The organism is Pseudomonas sp. FP2338, assembly GCF_030687515.1.
Lineage (GTDB): Bacteria > Pseudomonadota > Gammaproteobacteria > Pseudomonadales > Pseudomonadaceae > Aquipseudomonas > Aquipseudomonas salomonii.
Genome location: NZ_CP117436.1, coordinates 1313166 through 1331300, shown reverse-complemented (window position 1 = coordinate 1331300; position 18135 = coordinate 1313166). Strand labels below are relative to the sequence as shown.

14 protein-coding genes are annotated in these 18135 nt (G+C 59.9%); 3 read left to right on the top strand and 11 right to left on the bottom strand.

Annotated elements, in window-relative coordinates; translation table 11 throughout:
- Nucleotides 1-96: 96 nt before the first annotated feature.
- From PSH96_RS05795 to PSH96_RS05770, 6 genes are read right to left on the bottom strand one after another with little or no spacing between them, the layout of a single operon-like run.
- The gene (locus PSH96_RS05795; RefSeq protein ID WP_069786191.1) at nucleotides 97-1494 is read right to left on the bottom strand and encodes a sigma-54 dependent transcriptional regulator; all 1398 of its coding nucleotides are present in this window, start codon (nucleotides 1492-1494) and stop codon (nucleotides 97-99) included.
- Nucleotides 1484-3262 carry a HAMP domain-containing sensor histidine kinase gene (locus PSH96_RS05790; RefSeq protein WP_305458110.1) on the bottom strand — a complete coding sequence of 593 codons (1779 nt, stop codon included), beginning with the start codon at nucleotides 3260-3262 and terminating at the stop codon, nucleotides 1484-1486. Before PSH96_RS05790 ends, PSH96_RS05795 begins: the two co-directional genes overlap by 11 nt.
- Nucleotides 3262-4386 (bottom strand): GNAT family N-acetyltransferase, encoded by a 1125-nt coding sequence (locus PSH96_RS05785; RefSeq protein ID WP_305458108.1) that lies wholly within the window; start codon nucleotides 4384-4386, stop codon nucleotides 3262-3264. Before PSH96_RS05785 ends, PSH96_RS05790 begins: the two co-directional genes overlap by 1 nt.
- A gap of 9 nt (nucleotides 4387-4395) precedes the next feature.
- Complete coding sequence (locus PSH96_RS05780) at nucleotides 4396-5286, bottom strand: carboxylesterase (protein WP_305458107.1); 891 nt, start codon at nucleotides 5284-5286, stop codon at nucleotides 4396-4398.
- Complete coding sequence (locus tag PSH96_RS05775) at nucleotides 5283-6677, bottom strand: aspartate aminotransferase family protein (protein ID WP_305458105.1); 1395 nt, start codon at nucleotides 6675-6677, stop codon at nucleotides 5283-5285. Before PSH96_RS05775 ends, PSH96_RS05780 begins: the two co-directional genes overlap by 4 nt.
- Nucleotides 6670-7380 carry an MtnX-like HAD-IB family phosphatase gene (locus tag PSH96_RS05770; RefSeq protein ID WP_305458104.1) on the bottom strand — a complete coding sequence of 237 codons (711 nt, stop codon included), beginning with the start codon at nucleotides 7378-7380 and terminating at the stop codon, nucleotides 6670-6672. The genes PSH96_RS05775 and PSH96_RS05770 overlap by 8 nt, the downstream gene beginning before the upstream one ends.
- A 225-nt stretch (nucleotides 7381-7605) precedes the next feature.
- Here PSH96_RS05770 and PSH96_RS05765 point away from each other — a divergent pair, with 225 nt between their 5' ends.
- Nucleotides 7606-8376 (top strand): MipA/OmpV family protein, encoded by a 771-nt coding sequence (locus tag PSH96_RS05765; RefSeq protein ID WP_305458103.1) that lies wholly within the window; start codon nucleotides 7606-7608, stop codon nucleotides 8374-8376.
- A 112-nt stretch (nucleotides 8377-8488) separates the two neighbouring features.
- Here PSH96_RS05765 and PSH96_RS05760 read toward each other — a convergent pair whose 3' ends face one another.
- Together PSH96_RS05760 and PSH96_RS05755 are read right to left on the bottom strand one after the other, a co-directional pair.
- Entirely contained in the window at nucleotides 8489-9142 is a 654-nt protein-coding gene (locus PSH96_RS05760) for a DsbA family oxidoreductase (protein ID WP_305458102.1), read from the bottom strand.
- Nucleotides 9143-9200: 58 nt separating this feature from the next.
- Nucleotides 9201-10220 carry an alpha/beta fold hydrolase gene (locus PSH96_RS05755; protein WP_305458100.1) on the bottom strand — a complete coding sequence of 340 codons (1020 nt, stop codon included), beginning with the start codon at nucleotides 10218-10220 and terminating at the stop codon, nucleotides 9201-9203.
- A gap of 182 nt (nucleotides 10221-10402) precedes the next feature.
- Between PSH96_RS05755 and metR the strand changes: the two genes are divergently transcribed.
- Nucleotides 10403-11320, top strand: a complete 918-nt coding sequence (gene metR, locus PSH96_RS05750; protein WP_305458098.1) for a transcriptional regulator MetR — start codon at nucleotides 10403-10405, stop codon at nucleotides 11318-11320.
- Nucleotides 11321-11465: 145 nt separating this feature from the next.
- Here the strand turns inward: metR and PSH96_RS05745 are convergent, their stop codons facing one another.
- Nucleotides 11466-11972, bottom strand: a complete 507-nt coding sequence (locus PSH96_RS05745; RefSeq protein ID WP_305458096.1) for a GNAT family N-acetyltransferase — start codon at nucleotides 11970-11972, stop codon at nucleotides 11466-11468.
- Nucleotides 11966-12376, bottom strand: a complete 411-nt coding sequence (locus PSH96_RS05740; RefSeq protein ID WP_305458094.1) for an NUDIX domain-containing protein — start codon at nucleotides 12374-12376, stop codon at nucleotides 11966-11968. The genes PSH96_RS05745 and PSH96_RS05740 overlap by 7 nt, the downstream gene beginning before the upstream one ends.
- A 145-nt stretch (nucleotides 12377-12521) precedes the next feature.
- Between PSH96_RS05740 and PSH96_RS05735 the strand changes: the two genes are divergently transcribed.
- Entirely contained in the window at nucleotides 12522-16703 is a 4182-nt protein-coding gene (locus tag PSH96_RS05735; RefSeq protein ID WP_305458092.1) for a dermonecrotic toxin domain-containing protein, read from the top strand.
- Here the strand turns inward: PSH96_RS05735 and PSH96_RS05730 are convergent, their stop codons facing one another.
- Nucleotides 16704-18017 carry an HD domain-containing phosphohydrolase gene (locus tag PSH96_RS05730; RefSeq protein ID WP_305458090.1) on the bottom strand — a complete coding sequence of 438 codons (1314 nt, stop codon included), beginning with the start codon at nucleotides 18015-18017 and terminating at the stop codon, nucleotides 16704-16706.
- Between the last annotated feature and the right edge of the window lie 118 nt (nucleotides 18018-18135).

Genomic DNA, 18135 nt, shown 5'->3' with positions numbered 1-18135 from the left:
GCGATAGCGGTATGTCTGTGCCAGCTAAGTTGGCTGATACACCGCTATCGCAGGCAAGCCAGCTCCCACATTGGGGTTCATGGTGAGCCTGATAGATCAGCGAATGATCTTCTCGACCTGAATCCCCAGCTTCTTCAGCCGATACCAGAAGCTGCGCTCGGAAATCCCGATCTTCGCCGCCGCGGCTGCCTGCACGCCGTTGCTCTCGTTCAGCGCCGCCATGATGTAGGTTTTCTCAACCTCAGCCAGCGCCGCATCCAGGTCGGCCGGCACGCCCGGTGTGTCGCCCAGCAGCGCCGTAACGCCGTCCTCGGCAGGCTTGGACGCAAACAGGTAAGCCGGCAAGTCAATGTCTTCGATCACCGGCGAAGCTGCCACGATGGTCGCCCGCTCCACGCAGTTCTGCAGCTCACGGATATTGCCCGGCCAGTGGTAGGCCGCCATCGCCTGCAACGCCTCGGGGCTGAAGCCGGTGATGCGTTTGCCGGCAGTGGCGCTCAGGGTCTGGGCGAAGTGGCGGGCCAGGGGCACGATGTCTTCGGCGCGCTCGCGCAGGGCCGGCAACGGGATCGGGAATACATTGAGGCGGTAATACAGGTCTTCGCGAAACTCTTTATTGGCCACCGCATCCAGCAGGTTCTTGTTGGTGGCGGCGATCACGCGCACATCCACCTTGCGCTCGCGGGGGTCGCCCACCGGCTCGATCACGCGCTCCTGCAAGGCCCGCAGGATCTTGGCCTGCAACGCCAACGGCATATCGCCCACTTCATCCAGAAACAAAGTGCCCTGGTCGGCCTGCATAAAGCGCCCTACCCGGTCGGCCACGGCGCCGGTAAAGGCGCCTTTGCGATGGCCGAACATCTCGCTTTCCAGCAAGCCTTCGGGAATGGCCGCGCAGTTGACCGCCACGAACGGCTTGTCGGCGCGGCTGCCATGTTTATGAATCGCTCGCGCGACCATTTCCTTGCCGGTGCCGCTCTCGCCGGTCAGCAGGATGGTCGCGTTGCTGTCGCGTACCGAATCGATCGCGTGCAGCACTTGGCGAAACGCCGGGCTGTCGCCTACCAGGCTGTCGAACTGCGCATGGTGATCCAGCTCGGCGCGCAGGCGTGCGTTGTCGCGCATGATGTCGCGAAACTGCAGGGCCTTGGCCACGGTGATGTCCAGCTCGTCGATATCGAACGGCTTGGCAATGTAGTCATAGGCGCCGTTGCGCATCGACTGCACGGCGTTTTTTACCGTGCTGTAGGCGGTCATCACGATCACCGGCAACTCCGGGAAGCGCACTTTTATCTCGGCCAGCAGCGCCGGCCCGTCCATGCCCGGCATGCGCCAGTCGCTGATCACCAGGTCGATGTCTTCCTGCTCCAGCACCTTGAGTGCGTGCAGGCCGTTGCCGGCGGTAAAGACCTGGATGCCATTCTGGCTCAAGGCCGATGACAGCAAGTCGCAGAGCTTGGGCTCGTCGTCGACTACCAATACGTTATGCGTCATGAACTTCCTCATCGTCACCGTCGTCTTCGCCATGGGCCGGAATGTACAGGCTGAAGGTGGCGCCGGCATCTTTCTCACTGGCACATTCGATGCTGCCGTCGTGACTTTCCATGATCGAATAGACTTTAGCCAGCCCCAGGCCCGTGCCCGAGGCCTTGGTGGTGACGAATGGTGTGAAGATGCGCTCGATCATATCGGCCGGAATGCCTTGGCCGGTGTCGGCGATGCTGATCACCGTATTGCCGTCCACGCTGCGAATGCCCAGGGTCAGGCGCCCGCCTCCGGGCATCGCGTCGATGGCGTTGAGGATCAGGTTCAGGCACGCCTGCTTGAGTTGCTTGGCATCGGCATAGATTGTCGCGCCGGGCGACTGGTCATCGATGTGCGCATCGATGTTATGGGTGGACAGTTCCGGGCTGCAAAAGCCGAGGATTTCTTCCACCACCGGGCGCGCCGCCTGCAACACACGCAGGGGCGGATTGGGTTTGGCGAAATCCAGAAACTCGGTGATCAGGTCGTTGATGCGGCTGACTTCGCTGATCACGTATTCCAGGTGGCGCTTGTCGGTGTCCGGCAGGTCAACTCGGCGGTGCAGCAATTGGGTGGCGGTCTTGATGATGCCCAGCGGGTTGCGAATCTCGTGGGCCAGGCCCATGGCGACTTCGCCCAAAGCATGCAGCCGGTCGCGGCGACGCAGTTGGGCTTCAAGGTGATGCAACTCGCCCAGGCGCTCGGTCATGTGGTTGAAGGTGCTGCTCAGTTGCGCCAGCTCATCGCCGCCAGTGACCAACACACGGTGTTCGTAATTGCCCGAGATCACCGCGTCAACGCCCTGGGATAAATCGCGCAGCGGTTTGGTCAGGCGGCGTGACACCAGCACACCCGCGCCCAGGGACAACGCCGAACTCAGCAGGAAAATCAGCACGAACAGATTGCTCTGATTCACCAGCCCCACCAGGCTGGTATGGCGCAACAGGCCGCTGAAGATCACGCCTTGCAGTTCGCCGGCGTCATTGAAGATCGGCCAGTACAACCCGCTGTAGTTATTGGTGAACTGCTCGCTCGGCTGCTTGGTGGCGCGCATGGCGGTTTCGACATTCTTCGGGATGCGCGAAGGGTGGTTTTCAAAACGCTGGGTCGAGAAGATCTCGGAAAACCCTTCGGGGTTGGCCAGGTACAGGCGCAGGTCAAGGGAATGCACATCGGCCACGCTGGTGAGGAAACTGCTGTCCAGGTACGTGGCCACCAGCAGCAGGTAATCGACGCCCTCCTGGGTGGTTTCGAATGTGGAGACCACCAGGCCTGTGGTCACGCCGGCCACTTGCACGGTCTGCAACACGGCGTTGCTGGTCAGGTTGATCTGCTTGACCACATCGTCGGCGGCGGTGCTGAACACCACTTTGTGGTCACTCACACGGATCAGCGCGACCACATCGATATCGGTGGCGTCGGCGATGTCCGCGGTCAGGCGGTCATGCTTGGCCGCTTGTTTGCTCGACGGTGGCGCGGTGTAGCGCAGGAACAGTTTGGCCATGCGCGCGTTGTCATGCAGGATGTCGCCGATTTCGTCCTTGACGATCTTGGTCGACTCTTGCAGCCAGATGCGCACGTTGCTGTCGAAAATCTGCGACAAGGTGGTCGCCGCCAGTTCGGCCGCGATCATGGTCGGGATAACGCTGACCAGCCAGAACGCCAGCACCAGCTTGCGCTGGACGCTCCAACGCGAAATGGCAAAGGGGCGGGCTTTTTGGCGGGTCTTGGTGATCATCAGGTTTCGCTTATCGCAGCAGCCATGGCAGGGTCGGATCGATCCGGTCTTATATACATTTTCACGAGCTTGAGCACGCTGTTGACCAGCCGGTTACGGTGACGGAAGAACATGCTGTTGCCCTGGAACTCACAGCCCAGGCGCAGCTTACTGGCATAACCCTCCTGACCGCACTCGTACAGCGGGATCTTGTGTGCAATACAGTAGTCGACATTGGTCAACCAATAGCGAAAGTACAAACTGTATTCACGGGTAAAATCACGGTCATGCCCGAAAAACTTATCGACCAGGCGGTGCTCGTCCAACAGCACCAGGTTGAACGCTACCAGCCGCTCATTCACCCAGTAAAGAGCACAGACCGCACGCCCTTGCAGCCGTTCCAGGATGCCGGTGAAGTAACTTGCCGGCAGGCGTTCGAACTGCAAATCGGCGCGGCTGAGCGTGTCTTCGTACAGGCGCATCACCTCGGGTAACACGTCATCAATGGTGTACCGCCACTCGACCCGTGGGCCCGGCGCGCGCAATTTGCGGCGCAGGTCTTTGCGGGTCGCCTTGCACAGCGAGCCCAGGTAGGCGTCCACCGAGCCGTAAGGCACCGTCAGCCAGCCACTGGGTAAACTTGGCATGCTCTGAAAGCCCGCCTGGCGGCAATTGTCTGCCCAGTCGAGGTCATGGGTCGGCACGTCTTTGACCGCCACCAGGCCAATACCGAAGGTATTGGCGTCCTGGCGGGCCGCCTCCAGCAAGTGCTTGATCAGCAGCGGGCGCTGCTCCTGGTGCACGTGACTGGCGATACCCGCGTCGCAACGCTCGGCCACCGGCGAGCCGATGGCGTACAACTGCAAGCGCAAAACACCCGGCCACAGTCGCTCCAGGCGCTCGGTAAAGCGCTTGCCGGCGCCCGACACCGTGGTGTCGAGGCGATAATAAGTGATGAACGCGGCGGCAACGGCCACCAGCGTTTCATCGTCGTAGACGGCCAGGTAACGCCACTTGAAATCATCGATCGCGGCGTTTTCCACGGCAACGTAAAAATCCCAATCCTCCAGGGCTGCGGGAAAGCAGTCATTCCAGGCGCAACGCGGGATGGCCCGGATAGTCGAGAAGGCTTGGGCGGTAATCACGTCTAGTCCTTAGGCTGATGCCCGCTGTCGATAATCCACGGGCGCCTGCACAACCGGGGCGGCGTGCTGCTCGACAAATTCTGCGCTCAACTCGATCACCCGGCGGTATTGCAGGTCGACGGTGATCATGTGGTAGCAGTTATCCAGCAGAATCTTGGTCACCGGGCCACCGAGGTGGCGTTCCACGTAATCGGCGTTCCAGCGGCTGGTGATGTCGTCCTCGATGGAGTGCAACACCAGCGCCGGTACCTTGACCTCGGGCATGCGCCTTTTGACCACGGCGTTCATGCGGTGCAACTCGCGCACCGTGATGCCTTCCATGGTCAGCAAACCGGCCTCGCTGCTTTCGCCTTCCTTCATCTGACGCTCGACGATCGCCCGCAGGCGCTCGTTCTTGATGCCGTAAGGCGGCTTCTCTTCGAAGCGGCAGATGTGCACGCCGAACGGGATCTTCATCAGCAACGGCGTCAAAAACGCCAGCTTGTTAATGCTCCAGCCGTCGTACTTCAAGGTGGTCGAATACATCAACAGCCCGGCCACTTGCCCTGGGTGCTCGGCGGCCACATACATGGACATCACCGCGCCCATGGACAAGCCACCGACAAACACCTGCTCGTGGCGCTGCTTGACCTGCGCAAAGGTCTTGCGCACGCCTTCGTACCAGTCCAGCCAGCCGGTGGCCTGCAGGTCGCTGTTATCGCCGCAGTGCCCAGCCAGCGTGGGCACGTACACCGTGCAGTTACCGGCTTTGGCCAGGCCTTTGGCGACCTGGCGCAATTCCGTCGGGGTGCCGGTCAGGCCGTGGATCAACAGGATCCCGACCGGACCTTCACCGAGAACGAAGCCGGCATCACCTTCACCGAGGTCGATCCCGATGCTTTTTAACTCAGGAGCATTCACCGCTTAGTCGCTCGCACCAGCAGTTGCTCAAGGAGTTTCAGGCCCAGGTCGATTTCCGGGTAGCTGATTTCCAGGGACGGTGCCAGGGTGATCACGTTTTTGTAGTAGCCGCCCACGTCGAGGATCAGGCCGAGTTTCTGGCCATCCACGATCATGTCGCCCTTCATGCCTTCTTCGACCATGTAGTCCAGGGTCGCCTTATCCGGCGTGAAGCCATCCGGGCCGCAGATTTCGCAGCGCAGGGCCAGGCCCAGGCCGTCGACGTCGCCGATGATCGGGAAACGTTTCTGCAGGTCTTGCAGGCCTTCCAGGAAGTATTTGCCCTTGGCCATGACCATCGCGCCGTAGTCGACTTCGCTGGTCATCTTGAACATTTCCAGGCCTACCGCCGTACCCAGTGGGTTGGAGGCGAAGGTGGAGTGGGTCGAACCTGGCGGGAACACCGTCGGGTTGATCAACTCTTCACGGGCCCAGATGCCGCCCAGCGGGTTGAGGCCGTTGGTCAGCGCCTTACCGAAGACGATCACGTCCGGCTGCACGTCGAAGTGTTCGATCGACCACAGTTTGCCGGTGCGGTAGAAGCCCATCTGGATTTCATCGGACACCATCAGGATGCCGTGCTGATCCAATACTTGCTTCAATTCGCGGTAGAAGTTCATCGGCGGGATCACGTAGCCGCCGGTGCCCTGGATCGGCTCGACGTAGAACGCTGCGTATTCGCACTGGTTGGTTTTAGGGTCCCAGACGCCGTTGTATTCGGTCTCGAACAGACGCGCGAATTGCTGCACGCAGTGGCTGCCGTACTCTTCTTTGGTCATGCCTTTAGGGCCGCGGAAGTGGTACGGGAACGGGATGAAGTTGGCGCGCTCGCCAAAGTGGCCGTAGCGGCGACGGTAGCGGAAGCTCGAGGTGATCGACGAAGCGCCGAGGGTACGGCCGTGGTAGCCGCCTTCGAAGGCGAACATCAGGCTCTTGCCGTTGGAGGCGTTACGCACCACTTTCAACGAGTCTTCGATCGACTGCGAACCGCCGACGTTGAAGTGCACGCGACCGTCGAGGCCGAATTTTTTCTTGGCGTCGACTGCGATCATTTCCGACAGCTCGATCTTGCCTTTGTGCAAGTACTGGCTGGCGATTTGCGGCAGGGTATCGATCTGCTGTTTCAGCGCGTTGTTCAGGCGCGGGTTGGCGTAGCCGAAGTTAACGGCCGAGTACCACATTTGCAGGTCGAGGTAGGCCTGGTCTTCGGTGTCCCACACGTAGGAGCCTTCGCAACGGCTGAAAATACGCGGCGGCTCGATGTAGTGAACGGTGTCGCCGTAGGAGCAGTATTTGGCTTCTTTATCCAGAAGAATCTGGTCTTCGGCGGTAGCAATACGAATATCAGACATGGTGGAAGAGTTCCTGATTTTCAACAGAGAGGTCGGCGGCAAAGGCGCCGGAGTTAGCGGCGATGCCTTGTGGCAAAGCGGTCAGCAATGCGGGCAATTCGGCAAAGGTGTCGAAGCGCGCATGGGCAATGTTGTTGGCTTCGCAGTACTTGGCGAGGCTGCCTTTGGCAAAGACGAAGTCGGCGGTTGAAGCCACGCACATGTCGGACTTGCCGTCGCCGATCACCAGCACGCGCTTGTTGCGCGGCGTGGATTTGCACTTGCAGTTGCCGGAGGCGGCGCGGCAGGCATCGCTGGAGTACGGGAAGTCGATGCGCCAGCTGTTCTGGTCAACCTGGCGCAGGCGGTTGGCAAGGATCGGCAGCAAGGTCACGTAGTTGCGCGACAGGATGCGCGCGATGCCTTGCTCGATGCCGTCGCTGACCACTTCGATGGTCGCGCCCAGGCCCATGACGTGATCGACGAAGTCCGGGAAGTCCGGGTCGATCTCAACGCTGTCGAAGTACGCCAGCAGTTCAGCCGGGGTGGCTTTGATCAGCGCCAGTTGACGGCTCAGGCATTCGCGGGAACCGATATGCCCATCCAGCCATTCCTGTTCGATGGTTTCCCACTCAGAGCCTGCGAAGCGCTGGAGGACGTTGTCGATGACGTCGGTGGGGGTGATGGTCCCGTCGAAGTCGCACACGATATGCCACTGGATCATTGCGTTTACCTTGAGGAGTAGCGCTCTGTGCGCTTGTGCCAGGGGTATTGCAGAGACTGTGCCAACAGGCCAAAGCCCAGCGGGGCTGGGGTTTGGGTCGCTATGCAGGGGGATTTGTGTCGCAGGAGCTACAATTTTTGTAGCTTGCTACAAACAAGATGAGTGCTTGCGTCAGTGAGGCGCTTCGCGCGTGAATGCGCGCACGTTCAGATAAGGAAACGCTCCATGTTCAAGGTTACTTCTGCTGTATTCGCCGGTTTGCTGGGGCTGTGGGGCTTTTCCTGCACGGCATGGGCCGAAGGCATTACCGGCGAAGTCGGCGCAGGCGTCAGCTACCAGCCCCATGACCCGACAGGCAGCCGCTACGAAACCCGGCCGATTCCCTACTTCGATCTGGACTGGGGCAATGTGAGCCTGGGCACCGACGACGGCCTGACCTGGAGCGCACTCAATACCAACGGTTTCACCGCCGGCCCGTACATCAATTACCTGCCGGGCCGTACGGCCGATCGCTCGCTGCGTGGCTTGCGGGATGTGCCGGACATGGCCGAAGTCGGGGGTTTCATTCAGTACGCACCGGCCGAGTTCTGGCGCGTGTACGCCCAAGTTGGCCAGGCTGTCGGCGGCCCGCGTGACCAGAGTGGTGTGTTGGGCAAGGTCGGTGGCGAACTGGGTTACCCGCTGGGCGGCGGCATTATCGGCAGCACCGGCCTGATGGCGCATTTTGCCGACGCGCGCCAGACCCAGGCGTTTTTTGGCGTTGACGATAAGGAGTCAGCGGCGTCCGGCATTCGCGCCTATAACGCCAGCGCAGGCTTCCAGAACCTGACGTTGACCCAGAGTTTTGAATTCCCGCTGGATACGCATTGGTCGTTGCTGACCAGCGCCAGTTGGACGCACCTGGTGGGTTCGGCGGCCAACAGCACCATTGTTAAGGAAAAGGGTGATGTGAATCAGGGGCAGGTGCAGACGGCGATCAGCTACAAGTTTGACTGAGTAGCAACTGTGGGAGCTGGCTTGCCTGCGATGCAGGCACCTCGGTGTATCAGGTACACCTGGTTGATGCCATCGCAGGCAAGCCAGCTCCCACAGAAAAGTGAGCCTGCGCTTAGCCTTTTGCTTCGCTGATGATCTGGCGAATCGCGCCCACGAAGGCCTCCGCCGGCTGCCCACCGCTGACCGCGTACTGGTCGTTGAACACGATGGTGGGTACTGAAGTCACACCGCGTGAAATCCACAATTCTTCCTGCTCACGGACTTCAGCAGCGTATTCGTCAGACGCCAGAATCTGCGCCGCACGCTGGATATCCAGCCCGACACTCTCGGCGATGATCGCCAGCGTCGCGTGGTCGGACGGGTCCTGACCATCGCTGAAGTAGGCCTTGAACAGCGCCTCCTTGAGGTTGTACTGCAACCCTTCAAGCCCCGCCCAATGCAGCAGGCGATGAGCATCGAACGTGTTATAGATACGACTCTGCCCGTCTGTGCGGAAGGCGAAACCCAACGCAGCGCCCATGTCACGAATACGCTCGCGATTGGCTTGGGATTGCTCGGCGGTGGAACCGTATTTTTCAGTGATGTGCTCGACGATGTTCTGCCCTTCGGCGGGCATCTTCGGGTTCAGCTCGAACGGCTGGAAATGAATCTCGGCCTGCACCTCGCTACCCAGTTGGTCGAGGGCTTCGGTCAGGCCGCGCAGGCCGATGATGCACCAGGGGCAAGACACGTCGCTGACAAAATCGATTTTCAGGGGAGTACTCATGGCAGGCAACCTCGCTGGCAGTATTAATGCGCCGTAAAGGTTGCACGATACACCAACTTCACAACACCTTCGAAGGCTCGCCCAGGTCAATCTGCGCCCAATGCGCGGCATCTTCGCGATGGGCTTTGAGGTACGGCAGCACCGCCGTCAACAGCGGCGCCTTGAAGGCTTCCTGAAAACGGTGGGCCATGCCCGGTATGAGCTTCAGTTGGCTGCCCTGGATATGCGCGGCCAGGTGTACGCCGTGCATCACCGGCAACAACGGGTCGGCGGTGCCGTGCACCACCAGGGTCGGCACGCGCAATTGGTTAAGCAAGGGCACGCGGCTCGGTTCGGCCAAAATCGCCATGATCTGGCGCTTCACGCCGTCCGGGTTGAAGGCGCGGTCGTAGGACAGCGCGGCCTGGTGCAGCAGCGCCTGGCGATCATCTTTCACGTTGGGGCTGCCCAGGGCGGCGAGTAAATCGGCTTGCTGTTCCAGCGCCACTTCACGGTTCGGCGCACTGCGCCGCGACAGCAACTGCACCAACGCGGCGTTGGGCGCCGGCAGGCCTTCGGCGCCGGAGCTGGTCATCACCAGGGTCAGGCTTTCGACCCGCTGCGGCGCCATGGCTGCCAGATGCTGGGCGATCATGCCGCCCATGCTTGCGCCCAACACGTGGAATTGCTGGACCTGCAGCGCGTCCATCAAGCCCAACGCATCGTCGGCCATGTCGGTCAGCGTGTACGGTGCCGCCACCGGCAAACCGAGCTTGTAGCGCAGCACTTCGAACGTCAGGTTGGCGCTGGCGGGTGCCTGGCGCCAGGTGGACAGGCCAACGTCACGGTTGTCATAGCGGATCACCCGAAAACCCTGTTCACACAAGGCCACCACCACTTCATCCGGCCAGTGGATCAACTGCCCGCCCAGGCCCATGACCAGCAGCAACGCAGGGTCGGACGCTCGGCCGATACTCTGATAGGCGATGCTGACCTTTTCCAGGTCGACCGTTTGGGTCGGGACATTGACATCACATCGAGAAGCCGCAAAGGACGGCAGGCCGAACAATAGAGCGGCCAGTAAAAACCACACGCGCATGAAAAACACCGAAACGCAGAACCCCAGTAGAGCGCGAGTCTGATGAAGTTTGTACAAGCGCGCTGCCACAGTTGCGTGACAGTTTGATGAAGTACGCCCAACGGTCATGGTCGACAGGACTGGCAACATGAGACAAACTCACGCTATATGCCTTCATCACAAATTATCTTCATGGAGCGCCCGTGCTCGAAATCCGCCACCTCAAGACCCTGCACGCGTTGCGCGAAGCCGACAGCCTGGTCGAAGCCGCCGAGCGCCTGCACCTGACGCAATCGGCGCTGTCCCATCAGTTCAAGGAACTCGAAGAACGCCTGGGCATGCCGCTGTTCGTGCGCAAGACCAAGCCGCTGCGCTTCACCAGCGCCGGCTTGCGCCTTTTGCAACTGGCCGATGCCACCCTGCCCTTGCTGCGCGGCGCCGAGCGCGACATCGCGCGGCTGGCCGGTGGCACCGCCGGGCGTTTGCACATGGCTATCGAGTGCCACAGCTGCTTCCAGTGGCTGATGCCGACCATCGACCAGTTCCGCGACGCCTGGCCGGAAGTCGAACTGGACCTGGCCTCAGGCTTTGCCTTCGCACCACTGCCGGCCCTGGCCCGTGGTGACCTGGACCTGGTGGTCACCTCTGACCCGCTGGAACTGCCAGGCATCACCTATGTACCGTTGTTCACCTACGAAGCTATGCTGGCCGTGGCCAACCAGCATCCATTGGCGAACAAGGCGTACATCGTGCCGCAGGACCTGCTCAGCGAAACCCTGATCACTTACCCGGTGGAGCGCGACCGCCTGGACATCTTCACGCGCTTTCTGGAACCCGCTGACGTGGAACCGGCCCAGGTGCGCACCTCGGAGCTGACGGTGATGATGATGCAGTTGGTCGCCAGCGGCCGCGGCGTGTGCGGCATGCCGCATTGGGCGCTGCATGAATACAGCTCGCGTGGGTATGTGAAGGCCAAGCGTTTGGGCGAGAAGGGCTTGTTTGCGACGTTGTATGCGGGGATTCGTGCGGACATGCTGGACGCGCCGTATATGCGCGACTTCTTGCTGACAGCCAAGGACACCTCGTTTTCGACCCTGGATGGTGTCAGCGCCGTGCGTTAATCACGCACCAAAGTGAAAACAATGAGGACGCTAATGTGTGAGCTGGCTTGCCTGCGATGGCATCACCTCGGTGTGCCAGGCAGACCGAGTTGCGCGCAACGCAGGCAGCCAGCTCCCACATTGGATTGAGTTCCCAGAGGGCGTTTCAGTCGCCTTTGAGTTCACGCCACATGTGGATCTTGTCGAAATATTCGATCCCCACCCGCACCGCCAACGGCTCCAGGCCGTATTGAATAAAACCGCAGCGCTGGTACAACGCGAATGCGGCGTCGTTGCCCGCGGTGACGGTCAGTTGGATCAGTTTGACGCCGGGCTGGCGGCGCGCGCCCTCGAGCGCCGCCTCCACCAACTGACGGCCCAGGCCTTTGCACTGATAAGCTTCGGTCACGTACATGCCGAACAGCGTCACTTTGTGCCGGGCCTTTTCCCGAGGTTCAAAGGCCAAGCCGACAATGCCGGCCAGCGTTTGCCCTTCGAAAGCGCCGAGCACCTGATCCAACGGGCTCTGTATGCGCTTTTCCCACCAGCTCAACGGCATTCGCGCGCGCTCCGCCACGCTGGAGGTAAACGCCTGGGGATAGGCGCCATAGGCCTCGAGCATCAACGCCCGATAAGCTTCGGCGTCATTGGCCACCAGTGTGCGGATCAGCATGCAGCGAGCGACGCGCGATAAAACGGCAGGATCCAATCACGAGTCAACGGCGCCAGGTGCAAACCACCCTCGCCGGCCGGGTCGATCCAGCGCACTTCTTCGATTTCAGCGGCCGGGCTCACCGGCGAATCGATATGCACCTGGAACAGCTCAGCCTGCACGGTGAAGCCCGGCTCGTTGGCGGCAGGCGCCGAGAATCGGCCGAGGTACACCGCTTGCTTTGGGTCGATGCGCAGGTTCAGTTCTTCATGCAGTTCACGGGCCAGCGCTTCGACGGGCTGCTCGCCAGCGTCGATCTTGCCGCCTGGCTGCATGAACGCCAGGGTACCGCGCTTGCGCACCAGCAGGGTTTGACCATCGCTGCGGATCAATACAGCGGCAGCAATGCAGATAGTCTTGGACATGGGAGAAACGCCTGAGATCAAAACGCGCCAAGGATCACATGCCTGGCAGGCGCAGACAACCGGCGTGCCTTAGCCGCATACAAGTACCGCTCAAGCGTCTACCGACGCGCCCACACTCATAAACTCCGTATAAGAGTTTACCCATATGCACATTTCATTACCTGCGTCCCAAGAACCTCGGGTTGATGACCCGCAATCGCTACAGGCCGACAGCGCCACGTCGATCGCCTTGCAACCCGTGACGCTGCCCGTGGCGCCGCCTGCATCGCTAACATCGGACCAACAACAAGCGCACCTGATCAGTGAACTGAACAAGCTCAAATCCTTGGTCGACGAACTCATACAACAACAGCCGAGTCCGGGCAGCTTGTACCAACAGCAATTGGCCGCGATCTTTCCAGAGGTGCATCGGCCCATCGATCCGAACCAGATTTTCTACAGTCGTTACAGGGAGAACACCGAAGGGCACAAGCAGCTGCTGTCCTGTGAACCCCTGGGGTCGCTGCTCAAGGCATTGCGCGCGCCCGGCGCAGAAGCCTATCTGGCACAGGAGGCCGGCGCCTTCTACCGGGAATGCAACACACTGGACGCGGACAAACGCCTCTCCCCAATCGTCTCCCCGGCAACGCTGGCCGCCGTGCTGGAAATCGCCATCACGGTGGGCCTGAACACGTTCTGGGAGAGTGCGCAGGGTGATCAACCCAACCCCGAAGCGCAATTGGTCAGCCTGCGGCGCAAGGTGCTGGCCCACCAACTGGCATTGCATGCAATGGACGGCACGCTGTCGGCACAGGCACGGACGCTGGCGGACAATGTGCTCAAGTACCCAAGTGCAGTGATGCGCGAACAGATATTTACAGCCGACAACAGACCCACCGTCTATCGACTGGCGCTGGAAGACGGCAGTGAGTTCGCCGGCGTATTCATCCTGAGCCCCACGGGTGGGACTCCGCTGCGCGGTAGCGTGATGCTTTACAGCCCAAGCGAGGCGTTCGAGGAATACGAAAGCCTGGCGCGTCTGAATGAGACCGTCGCCGCCCGCATACGAGAGGGTGGAACGCCAGCCAACCTCCTGATCGCAAGCCTGCCAATGGCAGCACGCGCAGCGCTGAGCGGCTCGCCCGTGCTGACAGCGAACCCGATACGGATAGACGCTGATGTGATTGCAGACAGTGTCCGCTCATTGCGGGTTCGGCAACATTTCTCTGTCCGCGAAGCTCTGCGCAGGGAGACATTGCCGTCAACTGGCGAGCTCGATCTGGCCGCCGACCTGACACCGCAGTTAGATGTCGCTGATGCCTTTGTGACGCGCAACCAACGCCTGCTGGCGACCGAACCCACCTGGTTGAAAAACACCGATGCACAGGACCAGGCCCGCTATCGGCAACTGGAAAAAGAGCTGGTGGACAGCCACGAGGTGCTCAAGCCTCTGCTTGAGAAGATCCTGACGCTAGAAGCATTCTCCCAGCGTGAAACCGACAAGGTACTGAAAACACTGCATCCGGCGTATGCCAATGTGGAAATTGCCCCTTATAGAAGCCTGGTACGCTTGCGTATTTCAACGTCCGCCCGGTCGGCCGAAGTGACGGGGTATCGTGACGAGGAAACCGCCACCGTCTACATCAGCGAAGACCACAAGATAAACGTCCCGCAATTTATTGCGCATAAAAAACTCACCTCGGGTACCTGGCGAACCCAAGCTGTCGTGGACCTGCGCACGCTGGCAAGTTATACCCAACGCAATGTCGACCCCTGGTCCGTGCATGGCATCCACACAATCATCAGCGCCACCGCCAACATCATCGACACAGCCGGAAAACAGCACGGCAAACTCAGCAATGACGATTTGCGCACGCTCGCTCAGACAGCCAACATCGGGCAAGCATACGATGCGTACCTGAAGGCTGCCTTCGCACCGAACGGCGAGGGAAGCACCTTCGCGGCAGCCTGGCAGCGCGCCCATGCGGCACAGATGAACAACGACGCCCTTGAAAGCCGACTCAACCCTGACGCCGCCAAGCTGTTCACCTTCCAGACGCCCGGCAGTGGGTTTGACTGGATAAAAGCAATCACCGAACACCCCGATTCAACCAGTCGCCCCCTGGTCAACAATTTCGAGATAGAGGTCAACCTGCTGGTACTGGGCGCCGCGCAGGCAAGGGGTCAAGGTGGGCAGGTGATCCATCGCGTCCTGGTCATTCATCGAAAAGGTACTAAACCTGATGGGGTGAGTGTGCTGTATACCCCGGATGCACCCGATGGCTTTGCCTTCAGAGAATTGATCAACGGGCTGGTGGAGCTGGACACGCTGAAAGCCAAACCCGAATGGCAGGCTTATTTCACCCAGTACATGGCCACCAAGGATAAGAAAGAGGTGACGCGAATCTTCAACGATACGCATGGCGTACACCGTTATGCCTTGACGCCGGTTACCGGCAATCTCCACGCCTACCTGTATTCGGCGCAACTGGGTTTTCAACTCGCGCACGCCGATTACCGCTCACGCAGCAATGCGCAGATTGCTCTCGAATCGGCGGCGAACCGCTTTATGTTCGGGTTTGAAGTGTTCGATTTTCTACTCGGACTGATACCCGGCAAGACTACCCTGTCGCTTCTGCGCCTGGGCCTCATTCGAAGATCAGGCCTGGCCAGACAGCTGGGGCACCCGATACCCGGGGTTGTCAGAAAAGTCACCGCAGGCCAAAAGACCAAAATCACACTGTCAGGCGCCTCAATCCGGCCGTTGGAGCCCGCGTGGCTGGATGTCGTGCCGTATCGACTGCCCAATCGGATTGACCCGCTCTTTGACGTAGACGCATTTGCCCGGAAGAACCATTACACGGTGTCGCGTCCATCGGCCAGCGCTCCGCATTTTTTCGACAAGCACAATAACCAACTTGTCGCGATGCGCGATGAAGTCGGCGGCTATCACTTGTATCAGTCCTATGTAAAGGACGGTGCGCGCTATGTGAAAGATCCGGCAGGCAAACACATGGATTTCCTAGTGGTGCCGGGAAACGAAAAAAGCTGGAGGCCGCGTTTCGAAAGACAGGCCATGGGAGGAGGCTCCGCTTTGGGAACGCTACGCTCCCTCACCCCTGACCAGCAAGTGGATGCGGACCTGATCGCCGCCCTGCGGCTTTTCACAACAGAAGGGGAAATACGCGATTTCATGCGCGTCATAGAACAAACCGGCGCTTCCCAGAAACTCGACTTGATTACTCGTACCCGACAACAGCTCGGCACTCTGGACGAAGCTGAATTTCGCCGCTGGCTAGCGAACCCGAGAAGCTTGAGCCGAGCCCGTCAAGAGAGATTACGTCATTCCATGCTGAACCTGCGGTTCGAACTGGCCACGCTTGAACATATACACCTGTCGACACAGCATTTTGCGCAACCTCTGTCTGTGCTGGAAAAGGAGGAGCTGTTTAAGAAAGTCAAAAGGCTCATTGGCAAAAACGACAACTTCGACAAACAAATCAGAACATCGATTGCCATTGTCGACCCCGATACAAAAGCACAATTTGTCGGTTATGCCATCACGAATAAACACCAGACTGCGCTGAATAAGTTTTCGGCAAAACATGAACTTTCTACCTGGCGAGACGCTGCGCTAGTAGAGTTTGCAAACGACCCCGAACGCCTCGCACGCATTCATGAACTCGCCTCAAATCTCGGCATTACACGCCAAGAGGCGGTGAGTCGATTCTTATTGCTGCCTGACACGCAAGAAACCCTGGAGGCATTCCTGAGGGATACCGTCAAAGCAAAACTCGCCAGGCTTCAAGTCGCCTCCTTTTCAGAAGATTTCAAAAAATCCGGCATTCCCTATATCGCCCTATCCCGAGGCCAGCCTGGTGCAGGCGCTGGCGTAGCCATGGTGGACAGTAGAGACGTCGCAGCATTCGAAAACGCCCTGCCCAAGTTTTCAACGCCTCTGGAGTTTGAAGTCCCCCGCGTTCAAACCCAGAGGGTTGAAAGGCCAGGGCCGACGCTGCCTGTCGTCCCTCAAGTCCTGCCCACTCGCGATCCGCACATCAACATCGTGAAGCTGGATGACCTGGCGCAAACCCAGAAAAAACTCCTGCCCGCCCCTGCCACGGCAAAACTTGAGGAAATCACCCAGGATATCCAGGCCGGTCGCCTCAGCCGCAAGCGAATAGGCAACTACACCTATGTCGACTTACCCCAAGTACAGCCCGGCTCGGGCCGTGGTCTTTGGCGCGTGGCCATTGAACAAAACGGCAAAGAAGGTGGCAAAGATGTCTACATCATCAGAGGCATCTTTGATTACCACGCCAGCAAGCACGTAGCCTGGGGCGTATAACTACAAGAGTGGCGGTACCTCGTCGGGAGCCTTGATAAACACGCTGTACTTGGCGCCCTCCATGGCCTCGAACGCAATCAGCTTGTCCACCAGCGGCAGGTTCAGCACCTTGCCGGCATTGAGCAATAACATGCCGTTGTCGGCATTGAGGTTGCGCGCCAGCACCATGCCGGCTTCCAATTCTCGGGTGGAGAAGACCTTGACGTTGGGGTCGCCCAGGGTCACATCGCTGAGGAAGGCCGCGCAGGCCTGCACGAAGTCTTCCACCAGTTCCGGATCGTAAAGGCGCCCGGCGTACTTGCGGATATACAGCAGCGCTTCGTCGCTGTTCAGATGCCGTTCCAGAATCAAGCCTTTTTGCAGTTCGATGAAGTCCACCGCCAGTTTAAGCAGGCGCGAGCCGGGCGGGATCGCATCGCCCTTGAGGTGATCGGGAAACCCCGTGCCATCCCAACGCTCCTGGTGGTGGCGAATGATCCGCGCCGCATCCTTCATGGGTTCCAGGGTCATCAGCAGTGATTCGCTCTGGGCCGGGTACTCGCGGTACAGGCCACGGTCGGTGCTGTGCAGTTTGTCCGACGGCGCAACCATCATGCTGTCGCTCCAGCTCAACTTACCGATGTTGTACAGCGCTGCGGCCATGGTCAGGTCGCGGGTGCTGGCTTCGTCGATGGACTGGGCCGCGCAGTAGACCCGCACCAGTTCGATCAAGGCGCGGTTGGTCTGTTTGTCCTTGGGCAAGCGCAGGTTGGCCAGCAGCGAAAACACTTCGGTACCGGTCACGTAGCTGCGCTTGAGCTCGTCGTAGGCCAGGTCGAGCATGTCGGCGGTCTGTTGCAGCTCGCTGGTTCGGGCTGCCACGCGTTTTTCCAGGTTGGCGTTCAACACCTTGAGCTGATCGTTCTGCTCATGGGCCAGGCGCTCCAGGCGCTGATGCTCCAGGGCCTGGCGCAACACCAGCGGCAGTTCTTCGTCATTCCAGGGCTTACTGATGTAACGGTGAATCTGCCCTTCGTTGATCGCCTTGATGATCGTCGCGAGGTCAGCATAGCCGGTCAACAGGATGCGGCTGGTAGCCGGGTACAGCCGGTGCACTTCAGCCAGCAACTGCGCGCCGTCCATGCCGGGCATGCGGGCGTCGCTCATCACCAGGTCGATGGGCTGGGCCGCCATGATCTCCAGGGCCTGGGCGCCGCTGCCGGCGAGCACGACATTGAAAGGGTGGCTGCGCAACAGCCGGCGCAGGCTGTTGAGGATCGATTCTTCATCGTCAACCAGCAGAATCGTGGGTGGGGTCGCAAGTTTTTCGTCCATGGTTACTGCGCCTTAAAAATAAACGTAATTGAGCTGAATTGAAGCCTGATATCCCGCCGCGTATCTGCGCTTGATGCACGTAGCCACGCAGCTGATTTGACGCCAATTAGCCGTCGAT